Raw genomic sequence first — 1,050 nt, 5'->3', positions numbered from 1 at the left:
TAGAGCGTTTCATATTTTGACGGAAGCGTAGCCTGCGTTTTCGAAGTAGTTCTTGCATTCGGCTGCCTCGATGGTTTCGACGAGGTGGCCGATGTGGCGCCACGTGTCCTCGACGGTGCGTTTCTGAGCTTGTCGCATCCAGTGTTTGATCTTGGCGAAGGCCTGCTCGATCGGATTGAGGTCCGGCGAGTAGGGCGGCAGATACCAAAGCCTGGCGCCGGCAGCTTTGATCGTCTGCCTGATGGCCGCCGACTTATGGCTTCCCAGGTTATCCATGACCACGATGTCGCCGGGCTTCAGCACGGTGATGAGCTGCTGCTCGACATAAGCACGGAAGCATTGGCCGTTGATCGGTCCGTCGAAGACGCAAGGTGCTGCGAGCCGGTCCCAGCGTAGTGCACCGAGGAAGGTCAGCGTGCGCCAGTGGCCGTGTGGAGCCAAGCCGCGCAGCCGTTTGCCTTTCGGCCCCCAACCTCGCAGTGGAGCCATGTTGGTCTTGATCCAGGTCTCATCGATGAAGACCAGGCACTGTGGATCGAGACCGCTTTGCCAAGAGCGCCATCGCTGGCGCCTGCGGGCAATATCGGCACGCGCCTGCTCAAGGGCGAACAGAGTTTTTTTTGAAGCTCAGGCCTTCGCGGCGCAGGAACAGCCACACCGTATTGTGCGAGACCTTGACCCCGCGAGCATCCAACTCGTCCTTCAGCCGATGCAGCGTCAGTTCAGAGGTCTGATTAAGCCGCTCCATAATGAAGGCCCGATGCGGCTCAAGGACGCGCTTGCGATGTCCGCCCATCTTGCCCGGCGCCACCGAGCCAGTGGCACGGTAACGCTGCGACCACTTCACTACAGAGGAAACCGCAACGCCAAAGCGCGAGGCAACCGCACGGCAGGTCTCCCCGTCGCCAACCGCCGCTACTGCACGCTCACGAAGATCATTTGAAAGCGCTCGCGTCATCAGATGCTGGCCTCCAATCCAGCCAGCATCTTGAATCACAAACATCCGGCTTTGGGAATCCTACGATTCTCTCAAAATAGGAATCGCTCTAG

1 protein-coding gene is annotated in these 1,050 nt (G+C 59.3%); it reads right to left on the bottom strand.

Annotated elements, in window-relative coordinates:
• Positions 1-9: 9 nt before the first annotated feature.
• A protein-coding gene (locus tag EOA13_RS37235) for an IS630 family transposase (RefSeq protein ID WP_127298056.1) occupies positions 10-958 on the bottom strand; the annotation gives its coding sequence in 2 pieces (ribosomal slippage) (positions 10-621 and positions 623-958; 948 coding nt in all).
• Positions 959-1,050 lie beyond the last annotated feature (92 nt).

Source organism: Mesorhizobium sp. M7A.F.Ca.US.011.01.1.1 (assembly GCF_003998295.1).
Taxonomy (GTDB): domain Bacteria; phylum Pseudomonadota; class Alphaproteobacteria; order Rhizobiales; family Rhizobiaceae; genus Mesorhizobium.
This window is presented reverse-complemented; position numbering and strand designations above follow the sequence as displayed.